14 protein-coding genes and 2 tRNA genes are annotated in these 15,110 nt (G+C 39.5%); 7 read left to right on the plus strand and 9 right to left on the minus strand.

All coding sequences use genetic code 11. The features are described 5' to 3' along the window. Nucleotides 1–424: 424 nt before the first annotated feature. Nucleotides 425–498 (minus strand) — tRNA-Arg (locus tag FUT79_RS08620). A 44-nt stretch (nucleotides 499–542) separates the two neighbouring features. Further along, nucleotides 543–614, minus strand: a tRNA-His gene (locus FUT79_RS08625). 270 nt (nucleotides 615–884) lie between these two features. On the opposite strand from FUT79_RS08625, the gene FUT79_RS08630 reads away from it, so the two are divergent. The 5 genes from FUT79_RS08630 to FUT79_RS08655 all read left to right on the plus strand — a co-directional run bounded on the left by FUT79_RS08630 (nucleotide 885) and on the right by FUT79_RS08655 (nucleotide 6,432). After that, complete coding sequence (locus FUT79_RS08630; protein WP_024752388.1) at nucleotides 885–2,318, plus strand: amino acid permease; 1,434 nt, start codon at nucleotides 885–887, stop codon at nucleotides 2,316–2,318. A 739-nt stretch (nucleotides 2,319–3,057) separates the two neighbouring features. Then, the gene (locus tag FUT79_RS08635; protein ID WP_002699081.1) at nucleotides 3,058–3,996 is read left to right on the plus strand and encodes an AEC family transporter; all 939 of its coding nucleotides are present in this window, start codon (nucleotides 3,058–3,060) and stop codon (nucleotides 3,994–3,996) included. 482 nt (nucleotides 3,997–4,478) lie between these two features. Then, nucleotides 4,479–4,856: a GntR family transcriptional regulator gene (locus tag FUT79_RS08645; protein WP_002699078.1), complete on the plus strand. Its 378-nt coding sequence runs from the start codon at nucleotides 4,479–4,481 to the stop codon at nucleotides 4,854–4,856. A gap of 12 nt (nucleotides 4,857–4,868) precedes the next feature. Further along, entirely contained in the window at nucleotides 4,869–5,735 is an 867-nt protein-coding gene (locus tag FUT79_RS08650) for an ABC transporter ATP-binding protein (protein WP_002699076.1), read from the plus strand. Between the two features lies 1 nt (nucleotide 5,736). Next, the gene (locus FUT79_RS08655) at nucleotides 5,737–6,432 is read left to right on the plus strand and encodes a hypothetical protein (protein ID WP_024751880.1); all 696 of its coding nucleotides are present in this window, start codon (nucleotides 5,737–5,739) and stop codon (nucleotides 6,430–6,432) included. 464 nt (nucleotides 6,433–6,896) lie between these two features. Here FUT79_RS08655 and FUT79_RS08660 read toward each other — a convergent pair whose 3' ends face one another. The 5 genes from FUT79_RS08660 to FUT79_RS08680 form a co-directional block, all read right to left on the minus strand. Then, complete coding sequence (locus FUT79_RS08660; protein ID WP_024751881.1) at nucleotides 6,897–7,172, minus strand: hypothetical protein; 276 nt, start codon at nucleotides 7,170–7,172, stop codon at nucleotides 6,897–6,899. 11 nt (nucleotides 7,173–7,183) lie between these two features. Beyond that, nucleotides 7,184–7,435, minus strand: a complete 252-nt coding sequence (locus FUT79_RS08665) for a hypothetical protein (protein ID WP_024751882.1) — start codon at nucleotides 7,433–7,435, stop codon at nucleotides 7,184–7,186. 318 nt (nucleotides 7,436–7,753) lie between these two features. Beyond that, nucleotides 7,754–8,548, minus strand: a complete 795-nt coding sequence (gene proB, locus FUT79_RS08670) for a glutamate 5-kinase (protein WP_148884561.1) — start codon at nucleotides 8,546–8,548, stop codon at nucleotides 7,754–7,756. Next, the gene (locus tag FUT79_RS08675; RefSeq protein ID WP_002698290.1) at nucleotides 8,545–9,831 is read right to left on the minus strand and encodes a glutamate-5-semialdehyde dehydrogenase; all 1,287 of its coding nucleotides are present in this window, start codon (nucleotides 9,829–9,831) and stop codon (nucleotides 8,545–8,547) included. The genes proB and FUT79_RS08675 overlap by 4 nt, the downstream gene beginning before the upstream one ends. A gap of 18 nt (nucleotides 9,832–9,849) precedes the next feature. Continuing rightward, entirely contained in the window at nucleotides 9,850–10,431 is a 582-nt protein-coding gene (locus FUT79_RS08680; RefSeq protein ID WP_024751884.1) for a hypothetical protein, read from the minus strand. 363 nt (nucleotides 10,432–10,794) lie between these two features. Here FUT79_RS08680 and nrdD point away from each other — a divergent pair, with 363 nt between their 5' ends. Both nrdD and FUT79_RS08690 read left to right on the plus strand, forming a co-directional pair. After that, nucleotides 10,795–11,307, plus strand: coding sequence for an anaerobic ribonucleoside-triphosphate reductase (gene nrdD / locus FUT79_RS15125; protein ID WP_002698298.1), 513 nt, complete (start codon nucleotides 10,795–10,797; stop codon nucleotides 11,305–11,307). Further along, nucleotides 11,307–12,056, plus strand: a complete 750-nt coding sequence (locus tag FUT79_RS08690) for an anaerobic ribonucleoside-triphosphate reductase activating protein (RefSeq protein ID WP_024751886.1) — start codon at nucleotides 11,307–11,309, stop codon at nucleotides 12,054–12,056. The genes nrdD and FUT79_RS08690 overlap by 1 nt, the downstream gene beginning before the upstream one ends. A gap of 419 nt (nucleotides 12,057–12,475) precedes the next feature. Here the strand turns inward: FUT79_RS08690 and FUT79_RS08695 are convergent, their stop codons facing one another. Beyond that, the gene (locus FUT79_RS08695) at nucleotides 12,476–13,741 is read right to left on the minus strand and encodes a DUF3160 domain-containing protein (protein ID WP_148889526.1); all 1,266 of its coding nucleotides are present in this window, start codon (nucleotides 13,739–13,741) and stop codon (nucleotides 12,476–12,478) included. Continuing rightward, nucleotides 13,693–14,346, minus strand: a complete 654-nt coding sequence (locus FUT79_RS15765; protein ID WP_082048214.1) for a DUF3160 domain-containing protein — start codon at nucleotides 14,344–14,346, stop codon at nucleotides 13,693–13,695. Before FUT79_RS15765 ends, FUT79_RS08695 begins: the two co-directional genes overlap by 49 nt. Between the last annotated feature and the right edge of the window lie 764 nt (nucleotides 14,347–15,110).

A 15,110-nucleotide genomic window follows, 5' to 3' on the forward strand; every position in this document is an offset into this window, starting at 1 on the left:
ACCAGAGGCTATGTAAATACCTGTCCATTCATAATTTGGGATACTGCTCTCTGCTAGTATAACGTTTTGTAATTAAGTTCCTGTTATAAAAATCAGAGTATCAATAATAAAGGACTGCGGATTTAAGCATTCCTATGGTAAATTGCTCGCCGTTGCGCCGTGTCGGGCTCTTTTTTATAAAATTTTTTACGATTTGTATAAAATGCATTGAGAAAAATAATCGAGTTATCAAAAAAACGTTATACTAGAAATGTAATCAGGAGCGATAACCGCCGGACTTCTGTTTGGTTTTTAAAGAATACTAAACTAAAAGAGGATTTGTTCCGCTGCTTGACATTTTAAAGTAATGCCGAAGGAAAACGTGATGTTATAAAGCCGTTCATTATATATATTAAGAAATTATCTTAATACTTTATTAGAATTTTGCGCCCGACACGGCTCGAACGTGCGACCTACAGATTCGAAGTCTGTTGCTCTATCCAACTGAGCTACAGGCGCTAAACAAGACAGCCGGTAAAGCATAACACTTTCCAGCTTATCAGGGTGGGTGATGGGATTTGAACCCACGACAACCAGATCCACAATCTGGCGCTCTACCCCTGAACTACACCCACCAAAAGGATGAGAACATCATGTCAAAAAAAACGTAAAATGTCAAGCAGAAAACCGCTTTTTACACGTCTCGACCCATAAAATATTTTCTGAAGCTTGAATAGTAGTCAAAATATAAATCGTATAGATAAAACCGAAACCGAATATAATAAGTATCTTTAATTTTGATATCATAAATAATTGCAGAATACCATATTGGCATGCAATTGACAAAGAATAAATTTTAAGCGATAGTGCTGCCGTGATAAATTCAATTTTTAGGAAATCATTTTATGGAAAAAAACAACAAACAGATTCTTTGGTATAACTTGGCTTTTATGGCGTTCTCCACCGTGTGGGGGTTTGGGAATGTTGTAAACGGTTTTGTCTATTTTAACGGAGTGCAGGCGATTTTCAGTTGGCTGCTTATGTTTGGTTTGTACTTTGTGCCTTATGCGCTGATGGTCGGCGAGCTCGGTTCTACGTTTAAAACCGAAGGCGGCGGTGTAAGCTCTTGGATTCAAAATACAACGACGAATAAGCTTGCGTACTATGCAGGCTGGACCTATTGGGTGGTGCATATGCCGTATATAGCGGCAAAAGCGTCCGGCGGGTTAAAAGCTTTAAGCTGGGTTGTCTTTCAGAACTCATCGCTTTATGACGGGCTTGATATACGGTTGGTGCAGTGTATCACGCTTGCGGTGTTTTTATTTTTCTCGTATGTTGCATCGCGCGGGCTAAATCCGCTGAAGATTCTTGCAACAGTTGCGGGAACATCCATGTTTGTGATGAGTATATTATTTATCCTGCTTATGATGGCAGCTCCCGTGATAAATCCGAATGGCGGCTATCAGCAGATTGATTGGAGTATCGGAAATTTTATTCCGAATTTCAGATTTGAATATTTCACCTCTCTTTCAATATTGGTGTTTGCGGTCGGCGGCTGCGAAAAAATCTCGCCGTATGTCAATAAAGTAAAAGACCCCGCAAAGGGTTTTCCGAAAGGTATGATTTTTTTGGCAATTATGGTAATTGTCTGTGCAATTTTAGGCTCAATATCTTTGGGACGCATGTTTGATGTTAATGAAATCAACGCAAACTTTGACTCCTATGTTTCAAACGGTGCGTATTGGTCATTCCAAAAATTGGGTAACTATTACGGAATCGGAAATACGTTTATGATAATCTATGCGCTTTGCAATATGGTAGGTCAGCTTTCAACGCTTGTTGTTTCTATTGATGCGCCGCTGAGAATGCTTTTGGATTCCGATACCGCAAAGGATTATATTCCGCATGCGCTTCTTAAAAAGAACAAGAAGGGTGCGTATATTAACGGAATTTGGCTTGTTGTTGCAATTGTAACACCGCTTATTATTATTCCGATGTTAGGCATAAAATCCGTAACCGCTTTCTTGCGATTTTTAACTCAATTAAATTCGGTTTGCATGCCGCTTCGATATCTTTGGGTATTTGCCGCATATATTGCATTAAGAAAGAGTATGGATAAATTTCAGTCTGAGTATAAGTTTGTAAAAAATCAGGCTATTGCAAAATTCTTCGGCGTCTGGTGTTTTTTCGTAACCGCTTTTTCATGCACTTTAGGCATGTTTAAAGGCTCTCCGTTTGAGATTACAATGAACATTATAACACCGATTGCGCTAGTAGGGCTCGGTGCGATTATGCCTCTTTTAGCAAAAAGAAATAAGCTAACAGTTTCGGCGGAATAATGTTATTTTAGCCAAAACTCATTCCTGAATGAAACCTCGGCATAATTTTGTCATCCTTGGTAAAATTATGCCTATCTGCGTGGAACCATACAACTTAATATAACGTTCTGTAATTAAATCGCTGTTAGTAATCGCAGGATTAGCAAGTGCCGTGCGGATTTCAGCATTACTATGGTAAATTGTCCACCGTTGCCAAATTCCAAACGATGTTTTAAAGCATCAATATAAAACGATGTTTAAAAATTACTACACCGACATAAATAGGAGTTTTTAAACTCGCAGCACTGATTTAATCAAGAATTCTAAAAATCAGTGCGTGGCGATGGTTCCAAGCAGACGGTTTAGTTTTTGCCACGGACGTCAAAATCAGAACGGGCACGGGACGCCCGTGGTTCCAAGCAGCAGCGATGTTTTAAAGCAAAATAGTTTACAAAGCTTTAAAACTCGCAAGGCATAATTTTGCCACGGACGTCAAAATGAAACCGCTGTGTCTGACTCTTTTTTTATAAAAAAATACGGCACGGGCGCAGTTTTGCTATTTACCTTGCTTTAAAACATCGTTCGAAATCAGTACTCCGAAGCGGGATGTAAGGCTGACACTTCTTGCATTGAAGGGCTTGCGGGTTCAAATCGAAAAATGCTGAAAATAGACAAAAAACAAAAAACTATGATATACTCTTTTTAGCGGTTTAACGAGAGACATGAATCGCTCTTTATTTTTATTTTTACAGGTAGTGTGATGGGGAGTTTTTTTCTTGCCTTTAATGCGGTGATGCCGATGGTTATTCTTGTGGGTTTTGGATATTTTTTAAAAGAGTTTCACTATCTTGACCAAACCACAATCTTAAAATTAAATAAGCTTTGCGTTGATTTATTATTGCCAATTCTTACCTTTAACAATATCCGAAAAACACGCTTGAGTGATATTTTTGATTTGCATTTTATTTTATATGCCGCAGGAAGTATCTTTGCGGCGATATTTCTTTTGATGGTACTTGTCCCTTTTATTGAAAAAGATAGAAAAAAACAGGGAGTGATTGTTCAAGGCTCTTTCAGAAGTAATTTTATTATGCTTGGAATTCCTCTTTCAACGTATATTGCAGGTGAAGCAAGCACAGCGATTGCGTCAATGCTCATCATGGTAATTATACCGATTTTTAACGGCTCTGCGGTTGTCCTTTTGTCATACTACGGAGGAAAGATAGTAAGCAAAAAAAATTTGATTATCGGTATACTTAAAAATCATATGGTAGCAGCATCTCTCATCGGGATAGCCGCTTCGGTCATACAATTGCAGCTTCCCGCTTTTATTGATAAGCCTTTCCTTGACATCGGCAAAATAGGAAGCACCCTGCCGATTATTATACTCGGGTCAATGCTTGATTTTTCAAAAATATCAGCGAATCGCAAAAATCTTATCATAACCATAATGGGAAAACTTATCGGTATGCCGCTGGTTTTTCTAACTATTGCAATCATACTGGGATTTGGAGCAAATAAAATTGCCGCATTAATCGCGCTATACAGTTCACCGACAGCAGTTATCTCGGTAATGATGGCGCACCAATTTGACTGCGATTACGAACTTGCAGCTCAAGTAGTAGCGTTTTCGACTGTCGTATCATGTATTACAATATTCGCAACGGTATTCTTACTGAATTTTATAGGAATAATATAAAATTTACGCGTTGTTTGAAGAATACATACGGTTTAGTTTTTGACGTCCTTGTCAAAAACTAAACCTGCGAGTTTTAAAGCTTTGTAAATAGCCTTGCTTTAAAACGTCGTTTCTGTTTGGAACCACGGGCGTCCGTGCCCGTTCTGAGTTTTGCCGTCCGTGGCAAAATGAAACCTACGAGTTTTAAAGCTTCAATTTTATAATTTACTATTGATGCTTTTAAACATCGTTTGGAATTTGACAAGGGTGAGCAATTTACCATACTAATGCTGAAAACCCCAAGCCGCTTGCTAATGCTCCGATTGCTAACAGCAATTTAATTACAGAACGTTACACACGCTCAAAACTTAAAAAAATTGCCGCAGCTTATGTGCCCGTCTTGTCATGCTAATTTTTACGCTCAAATTTTTAAAATAATTTCTTGACAAAAAACAGCGTTTGTATATAATCTATATATACAATATAAACAAAGGGTATAGTAAGTGAATATATTTTTAAATAATACATCCGGGGTTCCTCTTTACGAGCAGCTAAAAGAGCAAATTAAAACTCAAATTATTGAAGGCTCTTTAAAGCAAGATGAAATGCTGCCGTCGATGAGGGCATTAGCTGCCGATTTGCGTGTCAGTCTTATTACAACAAAGCGTGCATACGAAGATTTAATCCGTGAAGGTTTTTTATATTCACTTAGCACAAGGGGTGTATGCGTCGCAAAGCTGGATAAAGGCAAAGTTAGAAAAGAGATAGTCGGAATGGTAGAAAAAAACTTAGCTGAAGCTTGTATTGAAGCTAAAAAAATTGATTTAAGTTTTTCTGAAATTTCAAAACTTTTAAAAGAAGTTTTTAATAAAACAAAATAGCGGAGGTTTACAATGAATACAGCTATTGAATTGGAAGATGTAAATTTTACAATCGGAAAGAATGATAAAACTTTTTCGATTAAAGACGTATCTTTTTCGGTTCCGCAAGGAACGGTGATGGGGCTTATAGGGGAAAACGGTGCGGGAAAGACTACCCTAATCCATTTGCTTTTAAGCATGTACTTTAAAGAATCGGGAAGCATTAAGCTTTTTGAAGAAGAAGCGTCCCGCGAAAACATAAGACATCGGGATAAAATCGGAGTGGTTTTAGGCTGGACACCGTTTTATTTTTTGCATACTGCAAAAAGCGCGGGGAAAATACTTTCTAAAATTTATTCCGAATGGGATGATGAAACTTACCAAAAGTATTTGGCTCTGTTTAAAATACCGGAAAAAAAACGGATTACCGCTCTTTCTGCGGGAACACTTGTAAAACTCCAACTTGCGATGGCTTTAAGCCACAAGGCCAGGCTTTTAATTTTAGATGAGCCTATGAATAATTTGGATCCGGTAGCAAGGCGGTATCTCATAGATGTTTTTTTAGACTTTATGCAAACTGAGGAGCATGCTATTTTAATTTCAAGTCATTTAACAAATGATTTGGAAAAATTATGCGATGCCGTTACTTTTATTCATGAAGGACAGGTTTTATTTTCCGAATCAATGGATAATATAGCAGACAATTGGGGTGTTTTAAAAATTGATGAAGCTTCTTTTAAAAACTTAAATCGTACAAGCTATTTGTCATATATTAAAACAAAATATGCTTACGAAGTTTTAGTCAATAAAAAACACGAACCGCAATTTAGTGGAATGACGTGCGAAAATGCGCGACTTGAAGACATTATGTATTTTTATGCCGGCAAAGGAGAACATTAAAATGAAAGAAACATGGAAGGGAATTTTTTTACACTCATTTTACAATCAGAATATTATTGGTAAATTGATCTTTGTTTTATTAGGTTTTTTATTTTTAATTATAGCAATTTTTATTCAGCATATTAGACCTGTATTTATATCTCTTGGAATTCTTTTTCTTATTAACGGCTTACTGCTCAGTCATGACTATACCGCTGTTTTTAGAAATAACGGATATTTAATAATGCCTGTTTCCGGTAAAGATATAATGAAAGCCGAAATTATACGCTCATTTGTTTTTTTGCCGATTTTTATTATACCGCCTGTGTGTATGTATCTTGCCAATCTTTATTTTCCGATACAAAATCTTTTCTTTTTATTAATACTTTATTCCTTTTTGATACCTATTCTACTTGCACTAAAACTTTTTTTTATAAGCCTTTGCTTATCGATGAAAACAAAGACTATAGTTTTTACCGGTATTATTTTAACGGGTCTTTTTATTACGGGAGCAATAATTGCATCGCTGCCCGGATATTCTCAAAAGTTAGTAAGCTCTGTAGCACAGTATTTATATGAGTCCGAAAAATATAAAACACATCTATTAGTGTTTACAGCAATAGTTTACCTTGTAAGTGCGGTTGTATTTTTTATATCGTATAAACTTGGTGATAAGAGTTTTAAAAAAGCTCAGTTTAAAGGAACAACAGCACGATAAACAGTTTTTGCAGCGTCGTTTTACTTTTTCTCTTTTAAAACAAACTCGGATAAGGCCACGACTAGTATAACGTTTTTTTAATAAGTCGATTCGTTATTTAATACATCTTACCCAAAACGTAAAAAATTGTATAAAAAAGAGTTCGACACAACGGGTTTGAAAACTCCGAGTACGCTGTGGTAGTTTTCAAACTCAGTTCTGTTTGGAACCACCGCCGTCCATGGCGGTTCTGAGTTTTGCCGTCCGTGCCAAAACCAAACCATCTGCTTGGAACCACGGGCGTCCGTGCCCGTTCTGATTTTGACAAGGGCGAGCAATTTACCATACTAATGCTGAAAGCAGCAAGCCGCTTGCTAATACTCCGATTACTAACAGCAATTTAATTACAGAACGTTATATTTAGATTGATAATGCTTGTGCTAAACTGCCGAACGGGTCTGAACTCATTGCGTAGCGCTTAGCTTTCACCTGAATATTTTTTGCCGTGGATATGTTCTATCCGTTTGAGAATTGCAAGTGCCCATTTGCGAATAATATTTTCGCTTCATTGCGGCATTCTTGTCTATCGTGGTGTTCGCATCTTCTTTGAACGTAACATCCAAATGCCAATGCATACTTTCTATCGCCCAATGCCCGCACACCGCTTTCATAAATAAGTCGATATGAGCAGCCAAAGAGCTTATATAATACCGCCGCTCAACGGCTATTTTTTCTCCTTTTGTGATAACGGTTTCTACCATGCCGATACTTTTTATGCCTTCCCACTTGCTCTTATTTGAAAGCCATGTAATGTCTCATCTGTTATGTAGTATTTTCTTATTTCAAATTGTCCGTGTGCTTTTTCAGATGTACTTCGGTAATTTTCGCACGCTGTAAGGTTTTCTCTTATCTCGTCAATACGAAAATAGTCAGAAATATCATCGTAGAGTGTTTTTTGATTCTCCTTTACCGCAAGAACACAATCGGCTTTGCACTCTTTTTTTATCATTTTTGCAATGTTCATTTGTGTTCCGATGGGCCATAACACGACGGATAGTGTCGTGTGTGGGAATGCCGTTTTCGAGTGCAATGTATTGCCTAAAAAACTGTTCATTTTTTGTGCAAACATTTCTATTTCAGTCCATTCATCGGCATTTGCGATTGTTGCAACGAGAACGATAAAAATAATATCGACTTATTATTCGTTGTACATGAGAAGAGTTTTCTCCGCTCTTGTCCTGCAAAAGAAGCAGTTTAAGTTTTGACTGCAACGTCAAAACTTAAGCAAACGCATTGAACAAAAAGCCCTCCATTGCCTGCCTCATTTTCATTTAAAAGATTTTTAATTTTCATGGACGAACATAGTTCCGATACAGTAGCCGGTTCCGAGTTTTTGCAGCAAGGAAGGATCATTCCCGTTTGCTAAAAGCAGCGGAATACCGTGCGCAAGCGTTTTTGATGCTGCTTCTATTTTGGTGACAATGCCGCCGGTGCCGAAACTATTGGTGCCGCCGATACTGATGTTTTTAAGCAAATCAGGAATATCTTTTACAATCGGGATTCGTGTTGCATTCGGATGTTCTTTGGGATTTTTATCATAGATGCCGTCAATATCGCTTAATAAAATTAAAAGGTCTGCCTGCCATAAAATCGCAGTGAGGGCGCTCAGGTTATCGTTATCGCCTATTTTGATTTCATCAAAAGAAACGGAATCGTTTTCGTTGATAATCGGAACAATGTCTTCCTCAAGGAGCGAGAAAAGCGTGCCTTTAATATTGGCACGGCGCTGCTCGTTGGAAAAATCGTCTTTTATTAAAAGAAGCTGCCCGATATGCACTCCGAATCGAGCAAAAGCATTCCGCCACGTATCGATTAACTCAACCTGCCCGATAGCGCACAGTGCTTGTTTACGGTGAATGTTATCGTTATGTTTCCAGCTGCCGATGGTACTTAAGCCTGCAATCTGCGCTCCGGAGGAAACAATGATAATTTCCTTGCCCTGCTTTTTTGCCAGCATACAGGATTCGGAAAAAGCTGTTATAAAGTCAAGGTTCATAGATCCGTCCGCGTTTGCCAACGTGTTTGAACCTATTTTAATAACAATTTTACGTGCAGCATTAAAAACAGTGTCAATCATTTGCGTACCTGTCCGTCCCCGTCGATAATATATTTTGAGGTTGTTAAAGCGGTTAACCCCATCGGGCCGCGCGCGTGCAGTTTTTGTGTGCTGATTCCTATTTCCGCTCCGAAGCCGAATTGTCCACCGTCGGTGAATCGGGACGAAGCATTTACGTATACGCAGGCCGCATCAATTTCTTCCTGAAAACGGCGCGCATTGTTTCTGTTTTCGGTAATAATTGTTTCGGAATGTTTGGTTGAATACACGGAAATATGGTCAAGCGCTTGGTCAATATTTTCCACAACCTTTACCGAAAGCTGATAATCAAGGTATTCAGTTTCCCATGAGGTTTCGTTTGCGGCAAAAACATTTGAGCTGTCGGGATATTTTTTAAGAATAGCATACGATTCGGAATCACAAAAAAGCTCCACGCCGCCTTTTTTTCCGGTTAAGGATTCCGCATCGGAGAAGGCTTCGTATAAGTCGCATAACAGTTTTTCGGCAACCGTCCGGTGCACCAACAGTGTTTCAATGGAATTGCATGCTGCCGGTTTTTGCAGTTTTGCATTTTCAATAATGCGTATCGCCATTTTCAGGTCTGCCGACTCGTCAATGAAAATATGGCAAAGCCCCGCGCCTGTTTCTATCACCGGTATTTTTGCATTGGTAACAACATTTCTGATAAGTTTTTGTCCGCCGCGCGGCAATACCACATCAATATACCCCCGTGCGGAAAGAATCGTATCTATATCGGTATAAGAGTTTTTTTCGGATTCTGAAAAAGCGATTGCATCGGTGATACCGCCCGCCTTCTGCAAGCCTTCTTTTATCGCCGCAATTATCATTTTGTTTGATTCTTTTGCGGAAGAGCTTCCGCGCAGCAAAACGGCGTTGCCGCTTTTGTATGCCAAGGCAAAGGCGTCAACCGTTACATTCGGCCGTGATTCATAAATAATAGCGACAACACCGATAGGAACCCGTATCTGTTTTAATTCAAGCCCGTTCGGCAGTTTTTTTCCGCTGATAAGCTCTCCAATCGGGTCGGTTTGTTTTGCAAGTATTTCCAACGAAAGCAGAATTTCCGCAAAGTTTTTTGCATTCAGCGAAAGCCGCTCTATCAGCGGGGCGGATAAACCGTCCGCTTTTGCCCTTTCAATGTCTCGCTCATTTGCGGCAAAAATCGCCTCTTTATTATTTTCCAGTGAATCCCGCACCGCAAGGAGGGCTTTGTTTTTTTCCTCCGCATGAAGATGAGCTAAACGCTTTGACGCGGCGCGTAGTTGCAAAAAGATATTTTTCATGGCAATACTCTCAAATTATCAGAAATTGCTTAAAAAAAGCATTGCAAGGAGCATTCCAAAACGGGACTTTTCTTCGGACAGAGGATGTGCTTTTCGAATCTCTTCAACATAGTACCAAAAGAGTCCGAAATCGGGGTCAATTCTAAAAGCATATTCAAAAAACATATCCGTATCAATCATTGAACCGAATAAAAGCAATACAGTGTCGTGAAGAATACTTAAACAAATCGGCAAGAGTTCTTGGTAATTTATTTCATCGTCTTCTAAAAACACTTTACAAAAATCATCAATTCTGTATTGAATCTCTTCTTTTAAATCTTCATTGGATTTTTCTACCCATGTTTTTTGCACTAAAAGCCGAATGTTTTTTTGAAAGCTTAAGGTGAGCTTTTTTTCCGCCTCATGACTTTTTATATTATCTTCTGCTATTATGGTCAGAAAAACATTGACATCGCCAAAGGCTTCGGCAATCGTTTTTACCGCCTCTTGCACTTCGGCAACACTATCCGTTGATATAAAAAGCGGTAGTGCTTGTTGTGCTGCTGCTTTTATAAGCGGGGAGGCAAAATAATTATTATTGAAAATAACGGAATCCAGCATACTCTCAGCATGAACATAAATAAGAATTTTGTCAAGATGTCAATAAAACTTTCATTATTATCTCTTATTGATTTCAAGCTGTTTTTTATTCTTTTTAACCGGCAAAGCTTTTATGAGGACATTTCGACCGCCAAGCAAACAGATGAATTTCTTTGTATCACTATAAAGATAAGGTTTAAAAGGACTTTTTTCGGTTGTAAAAAGTCTTATTTGGCGCCTTTAATTTGAGCCGTTATTTAAAAACACTATATAAAGTGTTATTTTTTAATAAAGCGGTTGACAGGCGCTATATATGGTGTTATTATGCCGATATTAAACACGAGGAGCTATGCTCCCTTTATTATAATTTTATTGGAGGAACGAATGAGGACTATAGCTGAAATTGATGCGGAAATCGCAAAAGTAAAGCAGGATATGGTAAACGTTCGAGGTACGGAAACCGAAGTATATGCACGCATTGTCGGGTATTATCGCTCGGTTAGGAACTGGAATAAGGGAAAAAAAGAAGAATTTAAGTATCGCAAGATGTTTGACCCCTTGAATCCTAAGATAGCCGAATGCGGCTTTGATTTACAACAAGCTGAGGCAAAAACGGAAAACATGCCGGCTGGCGCGTTTGTCGAGTCAATAGAGCTTTTTGTTTCGCCGAATTGCCCGAAATGTCCGAAGGTGCGGGATTATTGCGCACAAACGGCGGTACCCGTTACGGAAATAAATGTGAGCGATTCTGAAGGTTTTGAAAAAGCGGCGGCAAAAGAGGTCTGTGCCGCACCAACTGCAATCTTATACGGAAGAGACGGACAGGAGCTTGCCCGCGCGTCTTCCGTAGAAGAATTACATGCTTTCGGATTGGTTCGCGAATCAATAATAGCGTAATGCGTGTCGGTTTACAAAAAACCACCTTAGTGAATTTTCCCCGCCGCGTCGCCGCGGCGGTTTTTTTACCCGGTTGTAATATGCGCTGCCCCTATTGTTATAATGCGGAGCTTGCCTGCGCCTCTGTTACAACCGGCCCCGAAACAAATGAAAAATACTCGTATGTTCCGTTAGAAGAAGCGGTGCGGCATTTAGAAAAACGCGCAGGCGTTTTAACCGGCGTTGTCTTTTCGGGAGGTGAGGCTCTGCTTTCGCCGGCGCTGCCTGACCTCATACAAAAAGCCCGCTCGGTTGGTTTAGCCATAAAACTCGACACCAATGGATTAGTGCCGGAAAAGCTTGCCGAGTTACTGCAAAGTAAAACACTGTGTCCTGATATGGTTGCCATCGACATAAAAACATCGCCGAAAAGATACGGCATACTGATGCCGGTAGATTCACCGCAAACGGCTGCCTTTGCCGAAAAAGCCCTGCTCAAAAGCCTTTCCCTTTTGGTTCAACCGGAGAAAGCCGCCCGCCCGCTTACCGTGGAATACCGCACGGTGCTGGTACCGAAACTGATAACCGAAACCGAAATAAAAACAATAGCCGCTCTTTTGCCGAAAACGGCTGACTGGAAACTCGCCCCCTTTCTTCCCGGTGAATGCTTGGATCCGCTATGGAATGCTGCCCTGCCCTACTCCCGCAGCGAGCTTGAAGCACTTGTCCGCCTTGCGCAAAGCCTCATTCCAAGCGCTGAACTCAGATAACTTGCGCGCCATCTGCCGAATCCCCATCAAAGTCTACACAAGAATATTACCGTACAGGGCGTTGCGGTTTGAGATTTAAACCGTATCATCCGGCTTTGTATTGAGCTGCCGGACTTTAACTTGCAAACCGCCGCGTCATTCCGGGCTCCGGCTATTTTTGCGCAAAAATAGGTGCGCAAAAATGATCCGGCTTCGCGCTTTTGAAAAAGCGCTTGCCGCCCTCCAAGCCGCTAACGCGAGGTTAGTTTTTGACGTCCTTGTCAAAAACTAACCTCGCGAGTTTTAAAGCTTTGCAAATAGTCATGCTTTAAAACATCGCTACTGTCTGGAACCACCGCCGTCCATGGCGGTTCTGATTGTTGGTTTAGTTTTTCTTGTTTACAAGTAGCTGCGAGTTTAAAACTGCAATGCAAAGAAACTTATTCCGCCATTATTGTTTTTAGCCAGCCGGGATGCTCCGGTGCCTTTTTATTTTTCAGCATTGCTTGCCATTTTTCATCCGTAAGACGCTCATCATGAGCAAATTCATAGTAGCTGAAAACTGCGCCGCGCGTTAAATAAAGTTTTCCTTCAATCGGAACCGCAACATAAATTATATAGGCGGGACCAATTCCCGTTTCTAAAAATCCTGTAATGTTAAAAATATTCGTAGGGATTCTATAAAGGTCGCTTATTATTGCCATGTTACGATCGGTTTCGTTTTCAATCTGATACCATTTTCTGAGACTCCCTTCAACAAACAGCATTGAAATACCTTCCAGCGTTTTACCGATTGTATTAAGCTGTTCGTATTCATCAGATGAAAGCGGTTTATTTGCAAGTTCTTTTTTCGAGCAGTCTATGAAGAACGAAATTAATCCGGAAAAGCGCTGCAAATAATATTCGGTGTCGTCCTTCAGTAAATCTTTTTCTTTTAGCACGGCAGCAGAATCCTCAATTAATTTTTTAAGGGCTTCGTAAATTTTAATTGAAGGCTCGACATAACTTTTAGGAGGTTCCTGTTCATCAGAGGGAACCACGGGAGTGGCAGAGGTCTCGACCCTCGGATCAATTTGTTTTGCATATAAAACCGTATCGTGTTTTAATTCCGCCCAGCTTCCCAGTGCCGAGTTTAAATTCTTTTTACTCCACGCATCGCTTTGCATAAACTCAGGATAATTTTTCGGAGTAGACTCGGCAAAAAGTTTTACAATGGTAATCCACTTTGTGTAAATATTTTTTTGCATTTCCGTTTCCGGGATTGCAGCAACTCGTTTTATTTCGTTTTCAAGGCGCGGTGCGTACTCTTCCCACTTTTGATTAACAGGCTCGTTTAACTGAATTTCTTTTGCGGTTTTTGAGCCGAGGGCAGCCATGACATCTAAACCCGATGCAAGGGGCCTCCGCGATGGAGAGCCGAAGCGTGCCATATCTACAAGTGTTTCAAATACTTCCGCATCAAAAACAGTACGCTGACTGAAAAGCCGAACGTTATATCCCTTGTGCTTTTGCACCTTCGGCATCGGCAACTTAAATAATTCCGTATAAAACGAATTCATTTTTTCGTTATCGGCAAAATCATTATAGTCTGCTTTTTCACCGTACACGCTTTTTATAAGAGAGGCAAATTCTTTTACGCTTAAATCATCCGCCTCGCCTACAAAAAAACAAATCGGCTCATAAAGAGATTCCCAGATTTTAAAAATTCAGGCGAATCGGAAACCAGTTTTGAAATCATCAACGCACGCATCATTATAAATTCATTGCGGGGATTCTTAAAATAATCTTTATTGTCTGATTCGTAGTTGAGCGCGAAAAATCCGAGCTGTCCGTACCACATTATTGTTTTAAAATAATTTGAAAGTTCCGGGCTCCTTGTATAATGACCTCTTACCGTAAACTGCGTAAAATCAACATTCGGCCAAGGTAAAGATAAGGCATTTTTTCCAAAAACTGCATTTACGTTTTTAAAATCTGTTGCGGCCAGTTTGGCAGCCTCTTTGGGTAATCTTTTTGGAAGCGGTTTGTTTAAAAGTTTTTGCCCTGCCGCAAAGTACGCGCAGTTTAAAAGGGCAGCCTTTTTTAATTGCGGGTTTTTAACTTGGTTGTAAACTTCAATTGATTTTTTTAACAGTCCGTCATTGAGAGCTTCAAGCTTCGGTAAAAATTCTTCGGCTTCGAGTTTGCGCAAAAGAAAATCGTAGAATATGTGGTAAATATGCAAAACAGAATCCGTTGTAACAAAACTTGGAATATAGTCTTTGTTATCCTTATACAAAAAAAAGGGTTGCTCATATGATTCGGGCGTAATAAAAAAGCATTTTGCTCTAAAAGCTTTCTTTGCTCATCGGAAAAGTCTTTCAAAAGCCATGAATTCTCTATTTTTTCAAGCTTACTATTTTTTGCACTCATGTTTACTGTTCCTCCTTTAGTTGACGTTGATTGTTCAAGTTTTGACTCATCTGCATCCGTGTTTTTTAAACTTGTGCAGCCGATAAAAATAAGCAGCAGTAAAATAAAAACTAAAATCTTTTTCATAATTACCTCCGAAATTATTGTAGATATCTATATGCAATCTCCTTACGGTATAGTATAATAGAAAGGAATTTTGAATTATGCAAAGTCTTTTCACTTTATCCCTAAAACAATAATTTTCGAGTTTACCCCGATACCAGTATAGCGCATCAAAATAAATTTGACCATTCGGCATCTTACACAGCGTTCCTCAATACCTGCAAGTATATCGGCGAGATTCGACTGCTCCGTTCCGGCAAACTTAAAACGCAGCCGGCTTTGCGGATTCAGCATTTCTATGGTGAACCGACACGGACTGCAAAACCGGATTTGAGCATTCCTGTGGCAAGTTTACTCACCCTTGCGAAATTCCAAACGATGTTTTAAAACATCAACACAAAACTGTAAAATTGAAGCTTTAAAACTCGCTGGCGAAGTTACAGTAAATTTTCAAAACTTCGCCCTATGGTAAGTTTGCCCACCCTTGCACCGTGTCGAGCTCTTTTTTATAACAGGGAGTTTTTAAATTCAGAGGTTTAGTTTTTTCGCCAGACGTCAAAA

This window comes from Treponema phagedenis (genome assembly GCF_008153345.1).
Taxonomy (GTDB): Bacteria; Spirochaetota; Spirochaetia; order Treponematales; family Treponemataceae; genus Treponema; species Treponema phagedenis.